Genomic DNA, 21,703 nt, shown 5'->3' with positions numbered 1-21,703 from the left:
GAAAAATCCCGCCGCGCGGGTGCGCGGCGGGATTTTTATGTGAGCGGATTAGAGCAGCTCTTTGACGGCCTTGACAATATGGTCGGCGTCGATACCGGCGGCGTTCAGGAGTTCGAACGGCTTGCCGGAGCCGGGCATGATGCGGACGGCCAGTTTGACGACGACCGGGGACTTGTCACCCAGGTCCGCGAAGGCGTCCAGAACGGCGTCGCCGAGGCCGCCTTCAGGCCAGTGGTCCTCGACCACGATGACTTTGTTGCCGGTGGCGGACGCGGCGGCGATCAGGCCTTCTTTGTCCACGGGCTTGACCGAGTAGAGGTCGATGACGCGGATGTTGATGCCTTCGGCCGCCAGGGTAGCGTGCGCCTTGATGGCTTCGTGCAGGGTGATGCCGGCGCCGACGACGGTCACTTGATCGCTGTCGGATTGCTTGACGACCTTGCTGCCGCCGATGTGGAACTTCTCATCGGGAGCGTAGATGATCGGGGTCTTCTCACGCGTGGTGCGCATGTAGGAGATGCCCGGCTGGTCGGCGAGCAGATCGACCAGGTGGCCGGTCTGGTTGGCGTCGCTCGGGTACAGGACCGTGCTGCCGAAGACGGCGCGGAAGGACGCAAGGTCTTCCAGAGCCATCTGGGACGGGCCGTCCTCGCCGATGCTGACGCCGGCGTGGGAGCCGACCAGCTTGATCGTCGAGTTCGAGATCGCGCCCATGCGGACCTGATCGTAAGCGCGGGTGAAGAACGCCGCGAAGGTGGAGGCGAACGCCTTCTTCTTGCGGACGCCGAAACCGGCGGCGGCGGAGACGAGCTGCTGCTCGGCGATGAACATCTCGAAGAAGCGATCGGGATACGCCTTCTTGAACTCATCGGCGTGCGTGGAGTTGGAGACCTCGCCGTCCAAAACGACCACGTCCGCGCGGGACGCGCCGATCGCGACCAGAGCGTCGCCGTACGCCTTGCGCGTGGCTTCCTTGGTTCCCGCTTCGTAGACGGGAAGCTTCAGGGGCTGCTCGGTGATGCCGGCGGCGGGCTTCAGTTCTTCCGGCTTCGCGACATTGATGAGAATGTGGCGCTCGCCGCCCAGCTCCGCAATGGCGTCCTTCGCCTGATCGGCGTTCAGCGCCTTGCCGTGCCAGCCGTCGTGGTCCGCGAGGAACGAGACGCCGGCGCCCTTCTTGGTCTTCGCGATCAAGACGGTGGGCTTGTCGGTCTGCGTCAATGCTTCAGCGTAGGCCGCATCGACTTCTTCGACGCTCTGGCCGTCCAGAACGATCGCATGCCAGCCGAAGGCCGTCGCGCGAGCGGCGTAGGCATCGGTGTTCCAGCCCAGGTCGGTCTCGCCGCGCTGTCCAAGGCGGTTGACATCGATGATGGCGATCAGGTTGTTCAGCTTGTAGTAGGACGCTTTGTCGAACGCCTCCCACACGGAGCCTTCCGCCATCTCGCTGTCGCCCAGGAGCACCCAGACGCGGAAGGGAAGCTTATCGACATACTTGCCGTCGAGGGCGACGCCGACGCCGATGGGAAGTCCCTGGCCGAGCGAGCCCGTCGCGACGTCTACCCACGGCAGCGTGTGCGGGTTCGGGTGGCCTTCCAGGCGGCTTCCGAGCTGGCGAAGGGTCAGAAATTCCTGGTCCGTGATCGCGCCGACGGCCTTATAGGCGGAGTAGAGCAGCGGGCACGCATGGCCCTTGCTAAAGATCAAATGGTCGTTGTTGGGATGCTTCGGGTTATCCCAATCATACTTCAGATACTTGGCGAGGAGCACGGAAAGCAGGTCCGCAGCGGACATGGACGAAGTCGGGTGGCCCGAACCGGCCGCCGTGGTGCAGCGGATGCTGTCAACGCGAAGCTGCGCAGCCAGCTCTTTCCAATCCTGTATCTGATCGGTCATAAAAATCTCCTTGAGGCCGCCCGCAGGCGCGCCTGTAAAATATACCAGTTCCGAGCCATTATAGTCGAAAAGTTTCAACAGAGTCAATCGTGAATGTCATAAATCTAATCGATTAGACAGAGATAATCGTTTAGGGGTTTGCTTCCGCAATCCTTTCCAAAGCCCAGGCCGCGTGTTCGCGCACCAGAGGCTCTGGATCGTTCTCCATAGCCGTCGTCAGCGCGGGGATCGCGCGTATGTCGCCGATGTTGCCCAGCGCCACGCAGACGTTGCGCAGCAGGCCCCGGCGTTTGGCGCGTTTGATGGGACTGCTGCGAAATTTCTCTTTGAAGCCCGCGTCGTCCAGGGCCAGCAGGGCTAAAAGGTCGGGAGCCGTGAGATCCGCGCGGGGCCGCACGGCGGGTTCGGAAGACCTTTGCGCGAATTTATTCCAGGGACAAACGGCCAGACATTCATCACATCCGTAAATGCGTGTTCCGATCAAGGGGCGCAGTTCTTCGGGAATGGATCCTTTGAGCTCGATGGTCAAATAGGAGATGCAGCGGCGGGCGTCGAGCGTGTAAGGCGCGACGATCGCGCCTGTGGGGCATGCCGGGATGCAGCGCGTGCAGGAGCCACAGTGCGGGACTTCGGGCTCGTCCGGCGGCAGATCGATGTCCAGCAGAAGCTCGGCGAGGAAGAACCAGTTGCCAAGCTTGCGTGAGATCAGATTGGTGTGCTTGCCGATCCAGCCAAGGCCCGCGCGCATGGCGAGATCGCGCTCGGTGACCGGGCCGGTGTCGCAGTAGAGCTTGCCGTGAGCGTCTGGACGCTCGGCGAGGATGGAGTCCAGCAAGGATTGCAGGCGCGCCCAGATCAGGTCATGGTAATCGTCGAAGCGCGCGTAGCGCGCGACGGCGCCGGTGAGGTATTCGGTCTGGGGAGGCGCGGAAGGACGGCCGTTTTCGGGGGAGTAGTTCCAGGCAAGACTGACCACGGAGCGGACGCCGGGCAGCACTTCGGACAGGTCGCCGCGTTTGGGCTCCTGGCGGTGCAGGTACATCATCTCCCCCGCCCTGCCCTCGGCGAGCCATTGCCGATAATGGCGATGGTGCGGCGGAGGCGCCGCAGCGGAGACGCCGCAAAGCGCGAAGCCGAGCTCGGCGGCTCGGCTTCGGATGAGGTTAGAGAGGATTGCGTCCGGCGAATCCGGTGTCGATCTCGTGCCAGTACTCAATGGTGTCTTCGTCCAGCCGCCAGCAAAGCAGCACTTCGTGCTCCGTGTCGCCGTTTAAAAAGTGCGGAAAATCGACCAGCCCCGTCTGCAAGTCCTTGATCTGGATGCCTTCCTCGGCGATCGCTTCGATCATACGCTGGGCTTCTTCCTTGCGGGAGCCGGCCCCGGTCAGGATCGGTCCTTTTCCGTTGCCGCGCAGGATCGCGGTCACGATCACGCCCTCGTGCGTTTGATCGGCGCGGGCCTCGGCGAGCAGATCGTGGATACGGATCAGTCGCTTCCGAAGGCCGGGAATCTGCGCGCGCGCCTCCTGCACCGTGAAGTGCTTCTTATAAACGGCCATAACATCAGCCTTTCTTGAGTATTAGACCCATCCCATGCGAATAATCCGATGATTCATCGTATCCGCGACATAGATCTCGTTGCGCAGCAAGCCAGTCTGCGGGTCCGGAGTGAGCGCCGGGCCGATCGCAATCCCCGTCGGACGCGTCAGCCGGTCGAGACCGCGCCCCAGGTGCTGGATCGCCATTTCATTGCGGCGGGCGATGGGGTCCACGACATGGATGCGTCCCGCCGGCTTGCCCTCTTCGCCCAGCAGCTCTCCGCCGTCCGCCACAAACAAGAACCCCGCGATATCGACGGCGCAGGCGCGCGGCTCGATAAACGAGGCGTCGATCCAATCGACGTCCGTACGCCGGCGTCGCCCAATCGCCATGAACTCGCGCCCCGTCGGATCGCACTGGATAATCCGATGGCCCAGCGTATCGACGATATAAACATTTTCATGATGATCGACTTCGACCGACTGCGGGCTGGTCAGCCCTTTGCCGGCGGAAGTGATCTGCGACAGAAAGCGCCCTTTCTGGTCGAAGCGCTGAACGCGGAAATTTCCCGTATCGGCGACGTAGATATCTCCCGAGAACGGCGAAACGGCGATGCTGGTCGGACCGAAAAACTCGCCCGGCAGATGCCCGCGATGCCCAAAGATCAGCTCCATGCGGCCAGTAGCGCTGAACTTCTGAATGCGGTGATTGCCCTGCTCGACAACATAAAACGCGTCGCGCCGGTCCACGGCGACATCCTGCGGCGAAAGAAACTGCGCGGGGCCGGATCCCTTGCAGCCGATTATCGAGACCGCCCCGTCCGGCGTGATCCGCTGGATTCGATGGTTGTACGAATCGGCGACAAACAAAATACCGCGCGAATCCACGGCAATGCCGGTAGGAAAGTTGAATTGGCCGGCGCGCTCCCCGCGCTGGCCAATCACCTCCAAGGGCCGCATGGTCCCGGAGCGCGTTTCCTGCTCGCGCTGCGCGTTCCGCAAGTCCTCCGCGCGATTCTGGTCCAGGAAATCTTGATAGCCGCGCGGATCCCCGGAAGCCCCCACCTCGGACACGGGGCGGCCGTCCGCCCCGATCAGCCCGCGCATGCCGCCGGGCGGCGCGTTGATTCCCGACTCCTCAATTCCGTCATCGGGAACCGCAGGGCGCTCGGGAGGCGGGTCATCGGAAAATTCTAAAAAGTCGAAGCGATTGCCGCTCATAATCTGTATGCGTATCCTGAGTTATTATAGCTTAATTTGGAACGCCGCCGCAATCGGCCCGGACACTGTAAGGCCGTCCGCCACCATCGGGCCATTGACTTGACAGTCCAAAAACCAGGTGTTATACTGGGAATGTAGTTTCGTTGCGATTCGCGTCGACGCAGCGCCGAAATTCCGCCCCGCCGGGTTTGGCGAGCATCGACGGCGACAGCGCCGTTTTGAAGGAGCGAACGCATTTATGGGATGGAAGATACGGAAGGATAAGCCTGGCGCCGACGAGGCGACCGACGAGCCGGACGGCCAGAATCCGGACGCCGAAGCGACTTCCCCGCAGCTTCCGGACGACTCGTCCGATACGGAAGTAAGCAAGCAGCGCCCCGCGTTTGTCCTGGACCTGGACAACGACGCATTTCGAACGGACAGCCGCCATACGTCCCTGGACACCTCTTCATTTGGCTGGACGCCGACGGCGTCCCCAACCAACGATGGGTATCAATCCCCCTCGTTTGCCGACTCTGAGCCCTCCGCCCCCTCGCTGCGCGATCAGGCCCGCGCCATACGCGAAGAGACGCAAGGGTTAACCGCCGAGATCCTTTCTTTACAGAACAAGTTTCCCACGCCGACAACGCCGGCGGCTCCTCAGGTGAACGCGCAGGACTTCGATCTGACGTCGTACTTGCAGAATATGCAGCCGGACGAACCGGAAACGCCGATCGAGATGGGAACCTCGATGGATCCAAGCTATCCGGCTGCGCCGGAAGTCGACGAGCGGCATATTTACAGTCCGAACACCTATTCTCAGCCGACGCAGCCCAGCGCATCGTACAAAGAGCCGGAACCGTCCTACGAAGCTCCCACCCGGACGCCGAGCGCCGGCGGATTTGGCGCTCCGGCCAGCGAGTTCTCGATTCCGAAGGTATCTCCGTTCATCGTCAAGGTCGATGCGCCACAGCCGGAAGTGGAGCAGCAGAAGCACAGCCTGGTGATGAAGCTGCGCAATCTGTCGGCGACTTTCCCGCTCGACAAAGAAATTACGACCATCGGCCGTCCCGACAGCGATACGCAAAACTATCCGGACATCGAGATCGATCTCGACGACGGCGTCTCCCGCAAGCACGCCGAAGTCCGCCAGCGAGGGAATGAATTCTTCCTCGTCGATGTCGGCAGCACCAACGGCACAATCCTGAACGGCGAGCAGGTCCGTGAGTTCCAGGAGATCCCGCTGACGCATGGCGACCGGATCCGGGTCGGCGAGCGAACCGAGATCGTCTTCGAGTGAGCCTGTTCTCCATACGGCGCAGTGTCGCCAATGTCTACCGCGAGCCCACGACTTCGTCAGAAACCGTCACGCAGGCGATCTATGGCGAGGTCGTGAGCGTCACGAGCGAGGCCAAGGGCCTGCGCCAAATCCTCATGCCGGACACCTACAAGGGGTGGATCCGCGCCGACGCCCTGCTGCCCACCTACGATGACGGCGACTTCCTCAAAACAACTGTCGCCACACTCTTCGCCGAGATCTTCACCGAGCCCGAGCCGCGCTCCGAGCTGATCACGAAGCTCACCGTCGGCAGCCGTGTCACGCTGGCCCAGCGCCCCACTGTCGGCGATTATATCCCCATTCAGCTGACACAAGACAGAGTCGCGTATATCCATCGGATGTGCCTGGACATTTCCCACGAATCCGAATCGGGAATGAACGCCGCCGCCAACCCCTCGCTTCCCACGGAGTTCGATATCGCCTCACTGAAGCGCCGCGTTCTGGAGGCGGTCGGCGAGCACGCCGTGCAGGTTGGGAAGCGACTGGTGGGAACGCCCTACCTTTGGGGCGGACGCACGCCGTTTGGGATCGACTGCTCGGGGTTCACGCAGCTCTCCTATCGTCTCAGCGGCATGCAGCTGCTGCGGGACGCCTACCAGCAGTTCGCCGACCGACGCTTCACCCGCTGCGACGACGGCGATCCTCTCGCGAACGCCATTTTGTCTCCCGGAGACCTGTTGGCGTTTCAGCGCGAAGGAGCGTCCCGTATCACGCACATCGGGATCGCCATAGGCGAAGGCCGGTTTATTCACTCCTCGGGGGATCAGGGAGTGAATATCGAAGAGTGTTCGTCCGAAAGTTACGGCGCGACGTTCGTCGGCGCCGTGCGCCTATCGCCGGACGCCGATCTTGCGATCGAGGCCGCGTAACACGGGATTTCCGTCAATCGTTTTCGACAGCGAATGGCGCTCGCACCAGAATTGAAATGCGATCAGCAGGGCGATCACCACGGCCTGCCAGACCGGCGGCAAGATGACGCTCGCCGCCACCCCTAAGACGCCGCCAAAGGCGTTCGCTCCCGTATCCCCGATCATTGCCTGCCCGCCCGCGTCCATGGGATAAAGGATCGCCGCCATCCCGACCGCGACAAACAATGAGAACCCCACGTTGAGCTGATGCACATTGGCGAGCACGACGGTGAGGGCCGCCGCGCCGCAGAAGAAAGCGAATAGGCAGCGCCCGGGGCGTAGGTCCAGCAGGTTGAGCGAGTTGGCGCTGAGGGCGATCAGCGCCGCCGCCAGGATGAAGCGCCAGAGGTTTCCGTCGCCGATCAGCCAGCCCGCGCCGAGGCTCAGCACGCCGCCGCCCAGCGCCTTCACGGCGCCCGTCGTGAGGCGGCCCTTCGCGAGCGCGCGGAAGTGCCCGCGAAAGCCGCCGACCGAACGGTCTCCCGCGAGATCGTCGAACAGCCCCAGAATCCCGAAGCCCATCAGTGTCAGAAAATAAGCCGCGAAGATGCGGCTGGCTTCGCCGCCGGCGAGCCATTCAAAGCCGTAAATAAAATCGCCGGCCAGCACAAAGGCGAGGCCGGCGATGCTGGGAATGCGCTCCCCCCGAAAGTTCGCCTTCCGGAGGTCGTAGCGCACCGTGAGCCACGCCGTCGCGCCGAGTCCGAAGACGAACCCAAGGGCAATCAGGACAAACTCTAGGACGCTCATGCGTTCATGGTGAGCGGAATAAAGGACCGCGCTCGGATGCTGACCTGAGCCGCGATCCGCTCGGCGACTTCGCGGAAGACCTGCGCGTACTGCCCATCGGGATTGAGGACGACGGACGGCGTGCCCTGATCGGCGTCCGCGCCGATATCGATCGCCAGCGGAATCCCTCCGAAGAACGGCACGTCCAGCGCCTCCGCCGCCTGCTCCCCGCCGCCGTGCGAGAAGACATGGTGGCGCGAGTTGCATGTCGGACACAGGAAGTAGGACATATTCTCAACGATGCCGAGGATCGGGACGTCAAGACGCTTGAACATTGAGACGGCCTTGACCGCGACAGCCGCCGCCAGATCCTGCGGCGTCATCACGACGACGGCGCCGGACAGCGGGATCGCCTGCGCCAGCGTTAGCTGCGCGTCACCGGTGCCTGGCGGCAGGTCGACGATCAGATAATCGATCTCGCCCCACTGCACGTCGCGCAGGAACTGCTGCACGGCCTTGGCGACCATTGGGCCGCGCCAGATGACGGCCGAGCCGCTCGGCTGAAGGAAGCCCATCGAAATGATCTTGACGCCGTAGCGCTCGATCGGAATGAGCTTTTCTTTCTGCTCGTCGACTTCCGGCTTCTCGTCCTCGACGCCCATAATCAAGGGAATCGATGGACCGTAGATATCGGCGTCCATCAAGCCGACCTTCGCGCCCATCTGCGCCAGCGCGCAGGCGATGTTCGCCGAAACCGTGCTCTTGCCGACGCCGCCCTTGCCGGAGGCGATAGCGATAATGTTCTTGACGCCCGCCAGCGGCTGCTGCGTGGGAACGCCCTTGCCGACATTGGCGCGGACATTTGCGGTCATCTCGATCGTGACCAATTCGACGCCTGCGATCTCGCCCACGGCCTCGCGGCACATGTTCTCGATCTCTTCCTTCAGCGGACACGCCGGCGTCGTCAGCTCGACCGTGAACGAAACGTGAGATCCTTCGATCTTCACGTTCTTGATCATGCCGAGCGTCACGAGGTCTTTATGTAAATCCGGGTCAATCACCTTGCGGAGCTGACCCAGAACTTCTTGTTCTGTTACTGCCATGGGAATAATATCCTTTGGTTAGTGCGATGGCCTCATCCCCGCCACCCGCAAGCGGGTACCCGGTTCTCCCAATTTAGGGAGAAGGGGAGCCAGAGTTTGGTTAAGATCTCAAATGTAAAATTCTAAACTCTTACTCTGACTCCCCCTCTCCCAAAATTGGAAGAGGGGGCCGGGGGTGAGGGCCAATGATCCTACAAATCCAGCAAGATCGGCAGGATCATCGGTCTTCGCTGGGTCTTCTTGTACAGGAACTTGCCGACTGCGTCGCGCAGGTCCTGCTGGACAACCATCCAGTCGTTGTCTTCCTCGGGAAGATTCTTGATCTTCTCGATGATGACCGTCTTGATCTCTTCGACGAGCGCTTCGGACTGATCCATATAGACGAAGCCGCGTGAGATAACTTCGGGGCCGGAGACGATCTCGCCGGTTTCGGCGGAGACGCCGACAACGAGGACAAGGAACCCGTCTTGGCCGATGTGCAGGCGGTCGCGCAGAACGATCTCGCTGACATCGCCGATGCCGGTTCCGTCGATCAGGACCGCGCCGGACTTCTCGACGCGGCCGACAACGCCCGCGACTTCTTCGCTGACTTCAATGATGTCGCCGATTTCGCCGCGAATGACGTCTTCCTGCGGCCAGCCCATCTCTCCCGCGATCTGCGCGTAGCGATGAAGCATGCGATATTCGCCGTGGACCGGCATGACGTACTGCGGATCGACGAGGTTCAGCATCAGCTTGAGCTCTTCGGCGTAGCCGTGGCCGGAGACGTGGACCGGAGCGATCGAATCGTAGATCACTTCGGCGCCGCGACGGAACAGGTGATTGACGGTGCGCCAGACGGCGTCCTCGTTGCCGGGAACGGCCGAGGCCGCTAGGATCACGGTGTCTCCGGGGACGATCTTGATCTTGCGATGGTCATCCACCGCCATGCGCGACAGGGCCGCCATCGGTTCGCCCTGCGAACCCGTAGTGATGACGGTGACCTGCTGCGGGAAGTAATCTTCGATCTCGTCCGCACGGATGCGCGTGCCTTCGGGAACGCGCAGATAACCCATCTGCTGCGCCATCTCCATGTTGCGCTCCATCGACCGGCCCATCAATGCGACCTTGCGGCCGTACTTCACGGACATGTCGATCGCGGTCTGGACACGGTGGACGTTGGACGCGAAACACGCCATAATGACGCGCCGCTGCGCCGCCCGGAAGATATTCTCCAGAGCGCCGGCGACGGTCGCTTCGCTCGGAACGAAACCCGGGCGCTCGACATTCGTACAGTCGGACAGCAGAACGAGAACGCCTTCCTGGCCAATACGCGTCAGCTTGGCGATATCGAAGAGCTGGCCGTCCACGGGCGTCTGATCGAACTTGAAGTCGCCGGTATGCACCAGCGTGCCGGCGGGCGTGTGGACGGCGAAGCCGACGGCGTCCGGGATCGAGTGGGCGACGCGGAAGGGCTCGATTTCGAAGATGCCGAGACGGAACTTGTCATTCGCGCTGAAGACATGCAGCTTGGCCTTGTCCAGAACGCGATGCTCGGCGAGCTTGCCCTTGGTGAAACCGATTGTCAGGCGCGTGCCGTATACGGGAACGTTGAGTTCTTTCAGAACGAAGGCCAATGCGCCGATGTGGTCTTCATGACCGTGGGTCAAAATGATGCCCTGGACCATCTCCTTATGCTCCAGGAGATAAGAAATGTCCGGGATGACGAGATCGACGCCGAGCTGCTCGGCGCCGGGGAACGACAGACCGCAGTCGATGACGACGATCTGGTCGCCGCAGCGAATGGCCGTCATGTTCTTGCCGATTTCGCCGATTCCGCCAAGCGGAATGATCTGTAATGTGTCTGTTTTAGGTGTTTTGTTTGCCATGAATATTCCGAAGAGGAAAAGCCGCGGGATCATGGCGCGCCAACTCGCGGTCAGCCAGGATCCCACGCCGGAGGGTGTGCTTAAGCGCGCAGAAGGCCGTATTCCTTCAGGGCCGCATGGATCAGTGCGCGTTCCCGATCGGGCGCCTCCACCAGAGGCAGCCGTACGGTTTCTCCCGAGGTTACTCCAAGGATCGAGAGAGCGGCTTTGGTGGGCGCGGGATTGGGGACGCAGAAAAGGGCTCGGGTGAGCGCCAGCGTCGACTTGTGGATACGCTGCGCGGTCGACCAGTCGCCCTGGAGGTATGCAGAGATCATCTTCTGCAGGTCACGTCCGATGACGTGGGCGGTGACGCTGACCACTCCCACCGCGCCGACGGCGAGCATGGGCAGTGTCAGAGGATCGTCGCCGCTGTAGATCAGGAAATCGTCCGGCGCGTTCTGAACGATCTGGTTGACTTGATCGAACTGCTGGGGCGATTCTTTGATCGCCACGATGTTCTCGATCTCCGCCAGCCGGATAATCGTCGCCGGTTCGATATTGACGCTCGTGCGTCCGGGAATGTTATAGAGCATGACCGGCAGGGGCGTCGCCGCCGCGACCGCCTCGAAGTGCCGATAGAGCCCCTCTTGAGAGGGCTTGTTATAGTAGGGAGCGACCACCAGCAGCGCGTCCGCGCCGCACTCCTCGGCTTCGCGGGACAGCGTGACCGTCTCCTGCGTGTTGAAGCTGCCGACGCCGGCGATCACTTTCGCCCGTCCGCCGACCGCGTTCTTCACGGCGCGGAACAGCTCCAGCTTCTCCGAATGCGTGAGCGTGGGGCTTTCGCCGGTAGTGCCGGCGACAACCAGGCTATCGGTTCCATTGTCAATGAGGTGATTGGCGAGCCGCTCCGCGCCGGGCAGGTCGAGCGAGCCATCGGCGTGAAACGGCGTAATCATTGCGGTCGCGACGCGACCGAACATCGGTGTGATTTGTGTCTCGGACATGTTTGCTTTCCAAAATCGAAATACGATCGCGAGCAGCGCCATTAAACGGCGCATCGGCTCGAAAACTTCGGCGCCTCTTTCTTAGGCGCCGCGTTTTACCCAGCCTCGCTCGACGAGCGCTTCCGCGATCTGCACCGCATTGGTCGCGGCGCCCTTGCGCAGGTTGTCGCTGACGACCCAGAAGGTCAGCCCATTCTTATTACCCAAATCCTGGCGAACGCGGCCGACATATGTCGTGTCTTTGTGCGCCGCCGCAAGCGGAGTCGGGTAGCGCAGGCTCGGATCGTCCGAATGGATATCGTCCACCACGCGCAGTCCGGGAAAATTGCGCCACAGTTCGCGCGCTTCGTCCGGAGTGACGGGCTTTTCCGTCTCGATGTAAACCGACTCGGAGTGGCCGATAAAGACCGGAACCCGTGCGGTGATCATCGGCGTGATCGCAATGGAGTCATCCCCCAGGATCTTGCGCGTCTCATGCACGAGCTTCATCTCTTCGGAGGTGTAGCCGGCGTCGTCAAACCCGCCGATTTGCGGGATCACATTCGCGGCGATCTGCACCGGGAACGCCGGACCGGCCGAGGAGATCTGGCGGCCTTCGCCCAGAGCCGTGGTCTGCGCTTGCAGCTCATTGACCGCCGCGCCGCCCGCGCCGGAAACGGCCTGGTAGGTGGAGATCAGCACACGCTTGATTTTGAACGCGTCGTGAATGGGCTTGAGCGTCAGCACCAACTGCGCCGTGGAGCAGTTGGGGTTCGCGATGATTCCCTTGTGCTCGGCCAATGCGGCCGCGTTCACTTCCGGCACGACCAGCGGCACATCGGAGCGCATCCGGAAGTCCGCGCCGTTATCGATCACCACGCAGCCGCGCGCGGCGGCGTCGGGGCCAAATGTCACGGCGGCGCCCTTTTCGCCCTCGGTGCCGGCGAACAAAGCGATATCCACGCCGTCAAATGCTTCGGCGGTGGTCGGCTCGACTTGATAATCGATTCCGTCCACGGTCAAAGTCCGTGCGCTGCGCGCCAGCACTTTGATGGATTTCGCCGGAAAGTGATGCTCCGCCAGCACACGCAAAATCTCTTCGCCCACGGCTCCCGCGCCGACGACGGCGACATTGTATTGAGTCATCTCCTCAGTTCCTTCTCGAATTGCTTACTGAAATCATGCGGACCGCGAGCGAAGCGTTACGCCCGGCGGCCTTTCTCGTTGTCAAGTTCCGTCTAAAAATTTGTCGCCGCAGTCCTGACGGCAGTCCGTACGTCGCGCGGCTTCTTCTCGATGCCTAAGCGAAAGAGGCGTTGACGGGATGAAGACCGATCGTGGGCTTCTCTACCGCGTCTTTGACCTGTTCGCACAAATAATCCAACACCGCGTTTGCATCCGTCGATTGCAGGCCGGTCATGCGGCGCACGCCGCGATCCGACAGATCGTTCGACAAAAACACGATCGGGATCCGCGCCGCTTCTTCCTCGACCTTGAGCGCCGTGATCAGCTGCTCCATCTGATCGGCGGGAAGATCCATGTCGATCAAAATCACGACGGCGGATTCGGTGATCGCCAGGGTCAGCGCCTCGGAGGCGTTCGCGACGGCTTGCAGTGTAATCCCGGCATCGGCGAGGGTGCTATCTGTGCGCGCCAGCACTTCCTCACGCTCGCCGCCGAAACAGCCGCCTTCTTCTGGAGTGATAAGCAGCGCCATGGCCGGCTCCAGCCCGCCGCGCGTGATGTGCTCCGCCACGTCCTGCACCACGCGCGCCAGGCGGTAATCGTCGCCGGGATGACGCAGCAAAGAAAACGTTCCTAAAGACAGTATACCGCGTGCGGGGTCGCTGGCGACGGAAACCATGATCAATGGGATACTTTCCGTCGCCGGATCTTCCTTGAGAGCCGCCAAAATCCGCAGTCCATCCAGATCCGCGATCATGAAGTTCAGCAGAATCGCATTTGGCTTATGCTGTCGCGCCTTTTGCAGCGCCTCCGGGACGCTGGCGGAAACGATCACTCCGTAGCCGCGCCGATGCAGCTGGTGCTGGACCAGGCCGCGCATATACGGGTCATCGTCGATCAGCAAGACCAGTCCGATGCCGCGGTCCGGAAGCACCACCTGGTCCGACGCCGGGTCCGCGCCGGATTCCACCGAGATGGGCAGCGTGAAGTAAAACCGGCTGCCGCGCTCGGGCGCGCTTTCCACCCAGATCGCGCCGCCCAGCAGCTCGACGATCGTCTTGGCGATCACCAGACCAAGCCCCGTGCCGCCGGCCTCGCGTGTGCTGGAGTTATCCGCCCGGAAGAATTTCTGGAAAAGCTTCTTCTGGTCCTCGCGGGTAATGCCGATGCCGCTGTCCTGCACGCAGGTGCAGACCTGATTGTCGTCGGTGACATCAACCATCAGCTTGACCCAGCCGCCCGACGGTGTGTACTTGATGGCGTTGCTGACGAGATTGGTCAGCACCTGAGTCACTTTGTCCGCATCGCCCCTTACGACCGGGAGCTGCTCGGGCAGGCTGGCGTCGAATGTGATCTCTTTTTCGTCCGCCGCCGCCTTCATCAGCCGCAAAACGTCGGCAACAATGGTATGATAGTTGATCGGCTCCAGCCGCAGCTTGATGCGTCCGGACTCAATGCGCGAGATGTCGAGAATATCGTTGATAAGGTTCGAAAGCCGGCTGGTGCTAGCCTGGATGATCCCTAAAAACTCCTGCTGAAGCTCGGACACTTCGCCGCTCGCGCCCGACAGCAGCAGATCGGTGTAGCCGCGAATGCTCGTCAGCGGCGTGCGCAGCTCGTGGGAGACGACGGAGATAAAGTCCGTCTTCATCTGGTCCAGCTCGTTCTCGCGGGTCACATCCCGCAGCGCGAGGATGCGCCCCACCCACTCGCCTTCCTCGTCGGTCAGGACGGGCGCGGTGTAGACCTGGACGAAACGGCGCTCGGGCGCGCGCATTTCGACGGTGTGTTCGGAGACGCCAACCACGCCTTCCGGCTCCTGCCGGGTGATTTCGATTACCTTATGGAACAGCTCGCGGGCGTCGGGCGTTCCAGCTGGCGGCATCTCCTCCAGCGCCTGCGCCGCCGTTTGATGGAGGAGCTGATCGGCGCGGGCTCCCAGAAGCTCGCAGAACCGGCGGTTGACCAGCGTGAAGCGATCGTTGCGATCCAGCATCGCGATTCCGTCGTTGGTCGCGTTCAGCACCGATTCCATGCGATGGTTGAGCGTCGCGAGGATATGGTTCTGCTCGCGCAGCGACGCCTCGCGGGCGGTGATCACGTCGGCCATCCGGTTGAACGCGCCGGCGAGATCGGACAGTTCATCGCCTTCGGACTGCGTGGAGAGCCGCGCGGCGAAGTCGCCGTGTTCGATTCGCTCCGCGCTGCGCCGCAAATTCGCCAATCGGACCGCGAATCGGCGGGTCATCAAGCAGACAAGCACAAAAGCCGGCGCCAGCACAAGCAGTTGGAGCACGACATAGCGTATAATATGCTGTTCCAGCCCGGAAAAATAGGCGACCCCCAGTCCGCACGCGAACATGACGAGCAGCGGGGTGACCGTGGCGAGCAGAATTCTGTTAGCGACTTTGCGTCCGAAAGGCATAGACGACCTGGGGTTGAGTGTTATTCCACCCAATAACCACAACACGGGAGGACGTGAGCGATCCTGAGGATTAGAATACCATAAAATGAATGCAGTTGTCGTAATACCCACCTACAACGAAGCGGACAACCTCGAAAAGCTGGCCGCGCTCGTTTTCAGTCACGCTCCCGAGGTCCATATCCTGGTCGTCGACGATAACTCGCCCGACGGCACCGGCGCCATCGCCGACCGCCTCGCGGCCGAGCACGCCGGCAAGATCCACGTCCTGCACCGCACCGCAAAAGAGGGCCTCGGCCGCGCCTACATCGCCGGCTTCCAGTGGGCTCTTGAACGCGGCTACGAGGCGATGATCGAAATGGACGCCGATTTCTCGCACGACCCGCTCTACCTCGCCTCGATGCTCGAAGCCGGCGAGGAAGCCGACGTCGTCGTCGGCTCACGGTACCTCAACGGAATCTCCGTCATCAACTGGCCCCTCCGCCGCATATTATTGTCCTGGGGCGCCAACAAATACGTCCGCACCGTCACCCGCCTCCCCGTCAACGACTGCACCAGCGGCTACCGCCTCTACCGCCGCCGCGTTCTGGAGCGGGTCCAGCTAAACTCCGTCAAATCCAACGGCTACTCGTTCCAGGTCGAGATGACCTTCCGCGCTTTCATCGCCGGCTTCCAGATCACAGAAGTCCCCATCATCTTCGTCGAACGCCGCGCCGGCCAGTCAAAGATGTCCAAGCAAGTCATTTGGGAGTCAATGCAGATCCCATTGAAATTGAGACTGCGGGAACGAAAGATGCGCCAGCAGTTGAATCCGACGGGGGTCGTGTCGGCGGCGCGGTGAGGGGTAGTCCCTATTCCCCCGGCGCTAAAGCGCCGGGGGACCTTGCAAGTGCGCCTTCAAATACCCCATCTGCGGCCGGTCCACCCCGTCCTTCGGCTCCAGTGTGAACATGTAATCGCCCCACCACGGTCCGGCGGCCCACCAGCTATACCCCACCCAGACGTCTCGATTCTTCTCCATATCGGTCAGCATATTCTCGATAGCCGCTTCACCCTCGGGGCTCGCCGCGACAGCGACTTCTCCTAAGAACGCTCGCTGGTGATGCTGGCGGCACCATTCCGTAAACTTTTGCAGCCGCTCCACGCCGATCGTTGGGCTGACGACTTCCTTGTGGGTTCCTGAGCCGTCCACATCCAAATATTGATGCACTTCGTAGACGTAATGGTTCTTGGGATCCTTGACGCCGAGCATCACGGCGCCGTTGGCGTCCGCGTCGCCGTCGAGCCAGCTGCCGGCGCCGGTCCAGCGCACGCCGGGGACCAGGATTAAGTTTTTCGCGCCCGTCTTGCGGATCGCGGCGATCGCGGCGTTGGCGTCGCCCAGCCACTGCGAAGCCGGCATGTCGTGCGGCTCATTCATCAGACCGAACCAGACTCGGGGGTCGTCCTGGAACGTTGCGGAGAGACGCGACCAGAAATCGGCGAAGGCGGCGGCGGGAACATCGGGAGTTCCGACGATCTTGTCGTAGTAGCGGGCGTAGTTATGCGGATCGAGGATGATGACCAGGCGATGCTTGAGGGCGTCTTTGACGACCGCCTGGAGGCGGCTGAGCTCGACCGGATCGAGCGGCTTGTTCATCTCGGGCTGGAGCACTTCCCAGTGGATCGGCAGACGAATGACATTGACGCCGTGAGAAGCGAAGTAGTCGAACTCGGAAGTCGACGGATAAACGAAGTTTTTGCCGTACACTTGCGCCACGCCCGCCTTGGGCGCGCCGAACTCCCCGCCCGCTAAGTTCACGCCGGTGAAGGGCAGCGGGCGCGGAGCGGCGTCCTCAGGGGACGCCGGCGCCGCGCTCGCCGGAACCGAGACGAATAAGGAGGCCATGAGACAGAGTGGACGTACGAGATTGCCGGAGCGCAGTATTCCGCTCATGATCTCTCCTCGCTTGGAAATAGTCTACAGCAGGTGCTCCAAGCCGTAGATGAGTTCGCCGCCGTTCGCCGCCAGCGCTGGCGCGTGGCGCAGGGCAAGGGTGACGCCGGGCATGAACGACTTACGATCCAGCGAATCGTGACGGATCGTGAGTGTCTGGCCGGGGCCGCCGAAGATGACCATTTGGGAGGCGACGAAGCCGGGAAGGCGGACGCTGTGTACGGGGACATCCCCTACCCCTTTGCCTCCGCGCGACCCGGGGATCTTCTCGAAGGCGTCGTCCGGGAGCGCTGTCGGCGGCGTATTCGCGCGCCCGATGGCGATCATCTCGGCGGTCTTCGCGGCCGTGCCGGAAGGAGCGTCCAGCTTCTTTTCGTGATGCATCTCGATGATCTCGGCGTCGGGCATGTACTTCGCGGCTTCCTGGGCGAAGCGCATCATCAGCAGAGCGCCGATGGCGAAGTTGGGCGCGATGAGGGCGCCGAGGTTGTGCGTGCGGCAAAGACCGCGCACGTACTCGACGTCGGCGGGCGCCAGCCCGGTGGTTCCGACAATCGGGACGACACCGTTCGCCAGCGCCGTTTCAATGTTGCCGAGCACCGCGCTGGGGACGGAGAAGTCCACCATGGCGACGGGCTTCAGCGAGCCGAGCGTGGCGGCGAGATCGTCGCCGTGGTCCACTTCCCCCACCAATTGCAGCTGGTCGTCCGCCATGACCGCGCCGACCGTTTCCGTGCCCATCCGGCCCTTCGCGCCAGAGACGACTACCGTAATCGCCATTTTTATTCCTCCGTCTCTTCTTCGTCTTCGTCCGATTCCGTCACGCTTCCCGGAGCGGGTCCCACGGTCGCCATGGAGAACTCTTCCTTCGCGAACAAACGCTCCGACAGGCTGGCGATATCGCTCACCGTCACGGCGTTGATCTTGTCCATGATCTCCTGGATCGGCAGCACGCGGCCATAGTTCAGCTCATTGCGGCCCATACGCATCATCCGGGAGTTCATGCTTTCCTGGCCCATGACGATGCCGCCGCGGAACTGGTTCTTCGAGCGCTGAAGCTCTTTCTCCGTCACGCCGTTCTTTCGGATATTGACGCATTCGGCTTTGATCAAATCGATGACCTGCTCCGCCGTCGCCGCGCCCGTACCGGAGTAGAACGCGAAGTATCCGCCTTCTTGATACGACTGCGCATAGGTGCCGACGCTGTACGCCAGGCCGCGCTTTTCGCGGATCTCCTGGAACAGGCGGCTGCTCATGGAGCCGCCCAGAACGTTGTCCAGGATCGAGAGCGCATACTTCTCGTCGGAGAGCTGTGAGACGCCGGGGACGCCCATCACGAGGTTCACCTGTTCGATCGGCTTCTCCACGTAGATCTGGCCGGGCTGGAACTCGGGCGTCGTGTCGGCGGCGCGCCAGTCCGAGATGGATCCCGTCAGATCGCCGAACTTGCTGGCGACATACGCGACGATCTCATCATGGTTCAAGTTACCCGCCGCCGAGATGACGATCGTATCGGGCGTATAACAGTTTTTGATGTAGCTGCGCAGGTCGTCCGAGTTGAAGCTGGAGACAGTCTCGGGAGTTCCAATGACGCTCTTGCCGAGCACATGCCCGGGCCACGTCACTTCGGCGAACAGGTCGTGGACCAGATCGTCGGGCTCATCGTCGCGCTGCTTGATCTCTTCGAGGATGACGTTCTTTTCGCGGCCCAGCTCCTCGGCGTCGAACGACGAGTTCAGGAACATATCCGTGAGGATATCGAGCGCCAGCGGAACATGCTCGGAAAGAACGCGCACGTGGTAGCACGTGTTTTCCTTAGAGGTAAAGGCGTTGATATCGCCGCCGACGGTGTCGATCTCATCGGCGATCTGCTGCGCCGTGCGGGAGGGCGTGCCCTTGAAGAGCATATGCTCGATCACGTGGGAAACACCACGCAGCTTGTCGCTTTCGTCGCGGGCGCCGACGCCCACCCAGATCCCAAGCGCGACCGATTGGACATAACTGATGTTCTCAGTCACGATGCGGACGCCGTTGGGCAGAACCTCACGCTGTATCATAATGAAAAACGAACCTCACGCCTTGGAAATCCTCCAAGGCTAATGCTGACAAAAGGACACCCCCACGCATGGGGATGTCCTTGAAGGTTGCGATGACGGCCGGCTTGCCGGACATGAGAGCCGGATCAGCGGCGCGGGCGGAAACGAGCGCGCGGCGCTTCGTCGTCGTCCTGCGCGAGCGGAGCGACTGCGGCGGGGGCTTCCTCAGCCACCGGAGCCTCGGCCGCCGCTTCGGCGCGCGGAGCGGAGGGACGGAAGTCCCGGTCGCCGCCACGGTCGGGGCGCGGACCGCGATCGCCGCCACGGTCTCCGCCGCGTCCGCCACGGTCGCCGCCGCGATCACCGCCACGGCCGCCGCGATCACGATCGCCGCCACCGCCGCCGGGGCGCGGGGGCCGACCCGGCTCCGGATTTTCCGGATCGAAGGGCTGGTCCAGACCGCGCGCGGTCAGGTTGACGCGTCCCTGCGGATCGATCTCGGTCACGCGGACACGGATCTTGTCGCCAAGCTTGATCACATCTTCGGGCTTGCCGATTCGCTCATCCGAGTCGGTCAGCTGCGAGACATGAACCAAGCCGTCCTTGCCCGGGATGATCTCAACAAACGCGCCGAACTGCAGGAAGCGGACGACGGTGCCCTCGTAGATCTCGCCGGGCTTGATCGTCTTGGTCATATCCTCGATCATCTTGCGGGCCAGCTCGCCGCCAGCGCCGTCCACGGAGGCGATGTAGACGGTTCCGTCCTGCTCGATATCGACCTTCGCGCCGGTCTCGGCGGTGATCTTCTTGATCATCTTGCCGCCCGGTCCGATGACCGTGCCGATTTGGTCAGGCTCGATCTGGATCGTGAAGATACGCGGAGCGTAGTTGGACAGGTTCTCACGCGGGGTCGCAATGGCCTCAGTGATCTTGCCCAGGATGTGCAGACGCGCGTCGCGAGCCTGCTGGAACGCCTGCACGAACACGTCGCGCGGCACGCCGCCGATCTTCGTGTCGAGCTGAAGGGCGGTGATGCCCTCGGCGGTTCCGGCGACCTTGAAGTCCATGTCGCCCGAGAAGTCTTCCATGCCCTGGATGTCGGTAAGGACCGCGTACTTGCGTCCCTGCCCGTTCTCGCCGCTGCCTTCCGGTCCTTCGATCAGGCCCATCGCGATACCGGCGACGGGCGCCTTGATCGGAACGCCCGCGTCCATCAGCGCCAGCGTGCTGCCGCAGGTGGAGGCCATCGAGGTGGATCCGTTGGACTCCAGCACTTCGGAGGTCAGAAGCATGGTGTACGGGAACACTTCACGCGAAGGAAGCACGGCGCGCAGGCCACGCTCGGCGAGAGCGCCGTGGCCGATTTCGCGGCGACCGGGGCCGCGCATCGGGCGGGCTTCGCCGACGGAGTACGGCGGGAAGTTGTAGAAATGCATGTAATGCTTTTCGGTGTCTTCCTCCAGCGTATCCACCATTTGCGCGTCATCGCCCGAGCCCAGGACCAGGGTCGTCAGAACCTGGGTCTGTCCGCGGGTGAAGAGGCCGGTGCCGTGGACGCGGGGCAGCAGGCTGACTTCGCAGGAGATCTGGCGAATGTCCGTGGTGCCGCGTCCGTCCGGGCGCTTGCCTTCGGTCAGGATCAAGTCGCGCAGCTGCTCCTTGACGACCTTATCGGCGATTTCCTTAAGGTCGGCGATATTATCTGGGTACTCGCCCTTGAGCTGCTCGACGACGTCGTTGATCAGCAGGGTCAGGCCGGCTTCGCGGGACGACTTGTCCGGATCCTGAAGGCCGCTGCGCAGGCTTGCGGAGAAACGCTCGCGGACCACGGCGAGGATCTCTTCGTTGGCCTTGTGCAGCGGAACATCAAGCTTGGTGACGCCGACCAGAGCGGCCAGGTCGTTCTGAAGCTTGACCAAAATCTTACAAGCGTCATGCGCGAAGTCCATCGCGGCGAGCATCACTTCTTCGCTGACTTCGGACGCGCCGGCTTCCACCATCGCAATGGCTTCTTCAGTCGCGGCGACAATCAAGTCCAGCGGGTTGTTTTGCTGCTGCTCAAATGTTGGGTTCAGGATGAACTCGCCATTCTCACCCAATCCCACGCGTACACAGCCGACGGGGCCGTTGAACGGGATGTTCGAAACGGTAAGCGCCGCGGAGGCCGCAGTGACGGAAAGAACATCGGGGGAAAACTCAGCCTGGTAGGACAGCGGCATCGCGATGACCTGGGTCTCGTTACGCATGCCATAGGGGAACAAGGGGCGGAGCGGTCGATCGATCAATCGGCAGATAAGGGTCGCTTTTTCGCCAGGGCGTCCGCCACGCTTGATGAAGCCGCCGGGGATCTTGCCGTTCGCGTACTTTCTCTCTTCGTAATCACAGGTGAGGGGGAAGAAGTCTAGGTGTGCTTTGGGCTCCTTAGACATGGTCGCGGTGGCCAGAATGATCGTGTCGCCGTTTTGCAGCCAAACGGCTCCATTGGCTTGCTTCGCCACTTTACCGGTGCTGATGCGCAGCTTTGCTCCGCACCATTCGGTCTCTACAAAATGTTCCATGTGTTCGTGTGTTTCTC

General features: G+C 62.2%; 17 protein-coding genes. 3 read left to right on the top strand and 14 right to left on the bottom strand.

Annotated elements, in window-relative coordinates; translation table 11 throughout:
- Positions 1–48: 48 nt before the first annotated feature.
- The 4 genes from D5261_RS21900 to D5261_RS21885 form a co-directional block, all read right to left on the bottom strand.
- On the bottom strand, positions 49–1,896 hold the full coding sequence (locus tag D5261_RS21900) for a transketolase (RefSeq protein WP_174721482.1): 1,848 nt from the start codon (positions 1,894–1,896) through the stop codon (positions 49–51).
- A 130-nt stretch (positions 1,897–2,026) separates the two neighbouring features.
- Positions 2,027–3,112, bottom strand: a complete 1,086-nt coding sequence (queG, locus tag D5261_RS21895; RefSeq protein WP_218025622.1) for a tRNA epoxyqueuosine(34) reductase QueG — start codon at positions 3,110–3,112, stop codon at positions 2,027–2,029.
- A complete protein-coding gene (locus tag D5261_RS21890) occupies positions 3,060–3,455 on the bottom strand; it encodes a DUF2203 domain-containing protein (RefSeq protein WP_119322035.1) in 396 nt (131 codons plus the stop codon). The genes queG and D5261_RS21890 overlap by 53 nt, the downstream gene beginning before the upstream one ends.
- Before the next feature lie 21 nt (positions 3,456–3,476).
- Positions 3,477–4,655 carry an NHL repeat-containing protein gene (locus D5261_RS21885; RefSeq protein ID WP_119322036.1) on the bottom strand — a complete coding sequence of 393 codons (1,179 nt, stop codon included), beginning with the start codon at positions 4,653–4,655 and terminating at the stop codon, positions 3,477–3,479.
- Positions 4,656–4,893: 238 nt separating this feature from the next.
- On the opposite strand from D5261_RS21885, the gene D5261_RS21880 reads away from it, so the two are divergent.
- Together D5261_RS21880 and D5261_RS21875 are read left to right on the top strand one after the other, a co-directional pair.
- Positions 4,894–5,934, top strand: coding sequence for an FHA domain-containing protein (locus tag D5261_RS21880; protein ID WP_119322037.1), 1,041 nt, complete (start codon positions 4,894–4,896; stop codon positions 5,932–5,934).
- Positions 5,931–6,842 (top strand): C40 family peptidase, encoded by a 912-nt coding sequence (locus D5261_RS21875; RefSeq protein ID WP_119322038.1) that lies wholly within the window; start codon positions 5,931–5,933, stop codon positions 6,840–6,842. Before D5261_RS21880 ends, D5261_RS21875 begins: the two co-directional genes overlap by 4 nt.
- Here D5261_RS21875 and D5261_RS21870 read toward each other — a convergent pair.
- The 6 genes from D5261_RS21870 to D5261_RS21845 form a co-directional block, all read right to left on the bottom strand.
- Positions 6,804–7,631, bottom strand: a complete 828-nt coding sequence (locus tag D5261_RS21870) for a hypothetical protein (protein WP_119322039.1) — start codon at positions 7,629–7,631, stop codon at positions 6,804–6,806. The genes D5261_RS21875 and D5261_RS21870 overlap by 39 nt on opposite strands.
- Positions 7,628–8,713: an Mrp/NBP35 family ATP-binding protein gene (locus D5261_RS21865; RefSeq protein ID WP_119322040.1), complete on the bottom strand. Its 1,086-nt coding sequence runs from the start codon at positions 8,711–8,713 to the stop codon at positions 7,628–7,630. The genes D5261_RS21870 and D5261_RS21865 overlap by 4 nt, the downstream gene beginning before the upstream one ends.
- A gap of 191 nt (positions 8,714–8,904) precedes the next feature.
- Positions 8,905–10,581 (bottom strand): ribonuclease J, encoded by a 1,677-nt coding sequence (locus D5261_RS21860; RefSeq protein ID WP_119322225.1) that lies wholly within the window; start codon positions 10,579–10,581, stop codon positions 8,905–8,907.
- 80 nt (positions 10,582–10,661) lie between these two features.
- Positions 10,662–11,570 carry a 4-hydroxy-tetrahydrodipicolinate synthase gene (gene dapA / locus D5261_RS21855; protein ID WP_119322226.1) on the bottom strand — a complete coding sequence of 303 codons (909 nt, stop codon included), beginning with the start codon at positions 11,568–11,570 and terminating at the stop codon, positions 10,662–10,664.
- A gap of 81 nt (positions 11,571–11,651) precedes the next feature.
- Complete coding sequence (locus tag D5261_RS21850; RefSeq protein ID WP_119322041.1) at positions 11,652–12,695, bottom strand: aspartate-semialdehyde dehydrogenase; 1,044 nt, start codon at positions 12,693–12,695, stop codon at positions 11,652–11,654.
- Between the two features lie 154 nt (positions 12,696–12,849).
- Positions 12,850–15,159: an ATP-binding protein gene (locus tag D5261_RS21845; RefSeq protein WP_119322042.1), complete on the bottom strand. Its 2,310-nt coding sequence runs from the start codon at positions 15,157–15,159 to the stop codon at positions 12,850–12,852.
- 85 nt (positions 15,160–15,244) lie between these two features.
- On the opposite strand from D5261_RS21845, the gene D5261_RS21840 reads away from it, so the two are divergent.
- Positions 15,245–15,997 carry a polyprenol monophosphomannose synthase gene (locus D5261_RS21840; protein ID WP_119322043.1) on the top strand — a complete coding sequence of 251 codons (753 nt, stop codon included), beginning with the start codon at positions 15,245–15,247 and terminating at the stop codon, positions 15,995–15,997.
- 24 nt (positions 15,998–16,021) lie between these two features.
- On the opposite strand, the gene D5261_RS21835 is transcribed toward D5261_RS21840, so the two are convergent.
- The 4 genes from D5261_RS21835 to D5261_RS21820 all read right to left on the bottom strand — a co-directional run bounded on the left by D5261_RS21835 (position 16,022) and on the right by D5261_RS21820 (position 21,686).
- Positions 16,022–17,092 (bottom strand): glycoside hydrolase family 5 protein, encoded by a 1,071-nt coding sequence (locus D5261_RS21835; RefSeq protein ID WP_218025623.1) that lies wholly within the window; start codon positions 17,090–17,092, stop codon positions 16,022–16,024.
- Positions 17,093–17,116: 24 nt separating this feature from the next.
- A complete protein-coding gene (gene dapB, locus D5261_RS21830) occupies positions 17,117–17,872 on the bottom strand; it encodes a 4-hydroxy-tetrahydrodipicolinate reductase (RefSeq protein ID WP_119322044.1) in 756 nt (251 codons plus the stop codon).
- 2 nt (positions 17,873–17,874) lie between these two features.
- Complete coding sequence (locus D5261_RS21825; protein WP_218025624.1) at positions 17,875–19,149, bottom strand: M16 family metallopeptidase; 1,275 nt, start codon at positions 19,147–19,149, stop codon at positions 17,875–17,877.
- A gap of 125 nt (positions 19,150–19,274) precedes the next feature.
- Complete coding sequence (locus D5261_RS21820; protein WP_119322046.1) at positions 19,275–21,686, bottom strand: polyribonucleotide nucleotidyltransferase; 2,412 nt, start codon at positions 21,684–21,686, stop codon at positions 19,275–19,277.
- Between the last annotated feature and the right edge of the window lie 17 nt (positions 21,687–21,703).

Source organism: Capsulimonas corticalis, assembly GCF_003574315.2.
GTDB lineage: Bacteria > Armatimonadota > Armatimonadia > Armatimonadales > Capsulimonadaceae > Capsulimonas > Capsulimonas corticalis.
The sequence above is the reverse complement of the archived record's forward strand: the minus strand, read 5'-3'. Positions and strand labels throughout refer to the sequence as shown.

Excerpts from the sequence above, each read along its gene's own strand:
- D5261_RS21885 (WP_119322036.1), bottom strand. The coding sequence starts at position 4,655 with ATGAGCGGCAATCGCTTCGACTTTTTAGAATTTTCCGATGACCCGCCT.
- D5261_RS21850 (WP_119322041.1), bottom strand. The coding sequence starts at position 12,695 with ATGACTCAATACAATGTCGCCGTCGTCGGCGCGGGAGCCGTGGGCGAA.
- D5261_RS21870 (WP_119322039.1), bottom strand. The coding sequence starts at position 7,631 with ATGAGCGTCCTAGAGTTTGTCCTGATTGCCCTTGGGTTCGTCTTCGGA.
- D5261_RS21860 (WP_119322225.1), bottom strand. The coding sequence starts at position 10,581 with ATGGCAAACAAAACACCTAAAACAGACACATTACAGATCATTCCGCTT.
- dapA (WP_119322226.1), bottom strand. The coding sequence starts at position 11,570 with ATGTCCGAGACACAAATCACACCGATGTTCGGTCGCGTCGCGACCGCA.
- D5261_RS21865 (WP_119322040.1), bottom strand. The coding sequence starts at position 8,713 with ATGGCAGTAACAGAACAAGAAGTTCTGGGTCAGCTCCGCAAGGTGATT.
- D5261_RS21820 (WP_119322046.1), bottom strand. The coding sequence starts at position 21,686 with ATGGAACATTTTGTAGAGACCGAATGGTGCGGAGCAAAGCTGCGCATC.
- D5261_RS21840 (WP_119322043.1), top strand. The coding sequence starts at position 15,245 with ATGAATGCAGTTGTCGTAATACCCACCTACAACGAAGCGGACAACCTC.
- D5261_RS21880 (WP_119322037.1), top strand. The coding sequence starts at position 4,894 with ATGGGATGGAAGATACGGAAGGATAAGCCTGGCGCCGACGAGGCGACC.
- D5261_RS21900 (WP_174721482.1), bottom strand. The coding sequence starts at position 1,896 with ATGACCGATCAGATACAGGATTGGAAAGAGCTGGCTGCGCAGCTTCGC.
- dapB (WP_119322044.1), bottom strand. The coding sequence starts at position 17,872 with ATGGCGATTACGGTAGTCGTCTCTGGCGCGAAGGGCCGGATGGGCACG.
- D5261_RS21845 (WP_119322042.1), bottom strand. The coding sequence starts at position 15,159 with ATGCCTTTCGGACGCAAAGTCGCTAACAGAATTCTGCTCGCCACGGTC.
- D5261_RS21825 (WP_218025624.1), bottom strand. The coding sequence starts at position 19,149 with ATGATACAGCGTGAGGTTCTGCCCAACGGCGTCCGCATCGTGACTGAG.
- D5261_RS21890 (WP_119322035.1), bottom strand. The coding sequence starts at position 3,455 with ATGGCCGTTTATAAGAAGCACTTCACGGTGCAGGAGGCGCGCGCGCAG.
- D5261_RS21835 (WP_218025623.1), bottom strand. The coding sequence starts at position 17,092 with ATGAGCGGAATACTGCGCTCCGGCAATCTCGTACGTCCACTCTGTCTC.